General features: G+C 75.4%; 3 protein-coding genes and 1 pseudogene. All 4 read right to left on the bottom strand.

What is annotated here, in order from left to right:
• Positions 1-46 precede the first annotated feature (46 nt).
• Positions 47-238 (bottom strand): annotated as a pseudogene (locus MXD58_RS28430) (cytochrome c biogenesis protein CcdA); the annotation flags it as partial.
• Complete coding sequence (locus tag MXD58_RS28425) at positions 235-918, bottom strand: TlpA family protein disulfide reductase (RefSeq protein WP_308302067.1); 684 nt, start codon at positions 916-918, stop codon at positions 235-237. The pseudogene MXD58_RS28430 and the gene MXD58_RS28425, both read right to left, overlap by 4 nt.
• A 178-nt stretch (positions 919-1,096) precedes the next feature.
• On the bottom strand, positions 1,097-1,939 hold the full coding sequence (locus MXD58_RS28420; protein WP_248839629.1) for a putative RNA methyltransferase: 843 nt from the start codon (positions 1,937-1,939) through the stop codon (positions 1,097-1,099).
• Between the two features lie 29 nt (positions 1,940-1,968).
• Positions 1,969-2,631 (bottom strand): histidine phosphatase family protein, encoded by a 663-nt coding sequence (locus MXD58_RS28415; protein ID WP_248839628.1) that lies wholly within the window; start codon positions 2,629-2,631, stop codon positions 1,969-1,971.
• Positions 2,632-2,683: the final 52 nt, after the last annotated feature.

The following is a 2,683-nucleotide window of genomic DNA, read 5'->3' as shown; positions in this document are numbered from 1 at the left end:
GGCGCCACGGTCATGGCGACGCCCGCGACGTTCGTGGAGTTCTCCCGGCAGCGGGGTCCGGCGCCCGGTCGCGGCCGAGGTCCTGTAGCTCCTCGCCGGACAGCCCGGTGACGAAACTCAGGTAGCCGGGGACCAGCGGCAGCACGCACGGAGACAGGAACGACAGCAGTCCGGCGGCGGCCGCGACCGGCGCGGCCAGCAGCACCGGCCCGTCGGTGATGAGCCCGACCGCACTCACGTCTCGGCCCGCAACCGGGTCAGCACCGGGGCGATGTCCTCGGGCAGCACTCCGCCGGTGAACCTGGCGGCGATGCGTCCCTGCGGGTCGAGCACGACGGTCGAGGGCAGGCCCAGCGCCACCGGCCAGCCCGCCGCCAGTGTGCCGAGACGGTCGACGATGCTCGGGTAGGGGGTGCCGGCGTCGCGGGCGAAGGCCCTGGCACTGGGCAAGGGGTCCTTCTCGTTGACGCCGAGGAAGGCCACCTGCGGGTTGGCCCTGGCAAGCGACGCCAGGCCCGGCGACTCGGCCCGGCACGGCGCGCACCACGAGGCCCAGAAGTTGAGGACGACGATCTTCCCCCGGTACCCGGCCACGCTGATCGCCTTGCCATCGAGGTTCTTGCCGGACAGCGCGGGCGCCGCGTGCCGGCTACCGGCGGGCACGAAGTCCTTCCCGGCGGCCTGCTGGACGAAGCCGTAGCCGTCCCCGCCGGTCGCGTCCGCTGCGTTGCCGCTGGTGGAGCACGCGCTCAGCACTCCGACGAGCGCCAGCACCAGCCCCAGCGCGACCGCCGCCACCACCGGCCGGAAACCGCTTCGGACACCGTTGATCCACGGCAGGTCCGACCCGTCACCAGACGCGGACCGCCGTCCCTTCTCCGCCACGCCCTTCAGTATGTGCCCCGCCCCTTCCGTCACCGGCACCCGTCTACGACCAACTGTAGAACTCGACTCAGCGTAGGCGCCGGGACCGGCAGACGCGCGTGTGCTTCCCCACGCGCGTGCCGGCCGGCACCCCGGCACCCCGGCACCCCGGCACCCCGGCACCCCGGCACCCCGGCACCCCGCGAGAATCAGCCGCGACGTTGTGGCGCGGTCACGGTTCGACCGGCACGGGCCGGTAACGGCGCAGGTGGAAGCAGGCGGTCGCGCGGACCAGGCCGGCGGGCCACCGTTCCCGCGCCCGGGCGCTCAGCTGCGCGGGCCCGAGATGGTGGCCGGTGGGGCCCATCATGGCCAGGTCGACCGTCTCGGCCAGGGACATCGCCAGCGCGACGTCGAGGGTTTCGGTCGACTCCGGCACGAACCGGCTGGCGAACCGCTCGTCGAGGCGGTCGCCCTTGTCCGGCTGGATGCCGACGAGGCCGAGCGGTTCGCGCAGTTCGGCGAGATGGCCCGGCGCCGGAGTGACGATCAGCAGCGTCCCGGCCGGGTGCAGCACGCGGCGCATCTCGGCGGGATGGCGCGGGGCGAAGACGTCCACCAGGACGTGGACGCACCCGTCGGCAACCGGCCAGGCGGCCCCCGCGTCGAAGCCGACGGCCCCGATCCGGGGATGCGCCCGGGCCGCGCGGCGCAGCGCGTGGCGGGACACGTCGACGGCGACGCCACTGGCACCGGCGGGCAGGGCGGCCAGCACGCCGGCGAGGTGATGGCCGGTACCGGCGCCGATCTCGAGGACCGCCGGGGCCGGCTCGTCACCGCTCGCCGCCGCGGCGAGTTCGCCGAGCCGGTCGGTGAGCGGACGATAGTGGCCCGCGCCGAGGAACGCCTCGCGCGCGGCGATCATCTCGGCGCCGTCCCCGGTGATCCGGCGCGCCCGCCCGGTGCGCAGGTTGAGGTAGCCGCCGCGACCGAGGTCATAGCCGTGCCCGGCGGCGCAGCGCACCTGGCCGTCGGCCAGGCTCAGCTCCGCGGCGCACACCGGGCAGCGCAGCACCGGCAGCGCCGACGCCAGGCCGGTGCCGGTCAGGCGCCGACCGAGCCGGGGGTGTTGGCGGTCGGGCCGGCCGGCTCGGCGTACTCGACTCCGGTGAGCCGCTCGCCCTGGTAGACCGCCGTGGTAACACTGGCGAGGCCGCACTGGCGCCGGTCCGGGCGGTGCCACAGCCGCAGACCTTCCAGCGCCCGGCGCGCCGTCCACACCGGCAGCTGATGGCTGACGAGCACCACGTGGCGACCGAGGTGGGCGTCGCGCCACTCGGCGACGGCGGCGAGCATCCGCGTGGCGATCTCGTCGTAGGGCTCGCCCCAGGACGGCCGGAACGGGTTGGCGAGCAGCCGCCACATCCGCGGATAGCGCAGCACCGCCGGGCCGGCCTCGAACGTGCGGCCCTCGAAGGCGTTGCGGCTCTCGATCAGGCGTGGATCGACCTGGACGGTCAGGCCGTGGGCGGCCGCGATCGGCGCCGCGGTCTGCTGAGCCCGGTCCAGCGGGCTCGCCACCACGGCCGCGACGTCCAGCCCGGCGAGGAACTCCGCGGTGACCTTGGCCTGGCTCTGGCCCTTGTCGGACAGACCGAAGCCGGGCAGCCGTCCGTAGAGGACCTTGCCGGGGTTGAAGACCTCGCCGTGGCGGACCAGGTGGACCCTGGTCGGGCCGCCCCCCGGGGCACCTGCCGCGGCGGTCATGAGCGGGCCCCGTCCACCCCGGCGGACGCCGGCTCGGGGACCGCCGCCGCCG

It is taken from the genome of Frankia sp. AgKG'84/4, assembly GCF_023242965.2.
GTDB lineage: Bacteria > Actinomycetota > Actinomycetes > Frankiales > Frankiaceae > Frankia.
Note: the sequence above shows the minus strand (reverse complement) of the source record. Positions and strands in the feature narration are given on the sequence as shown.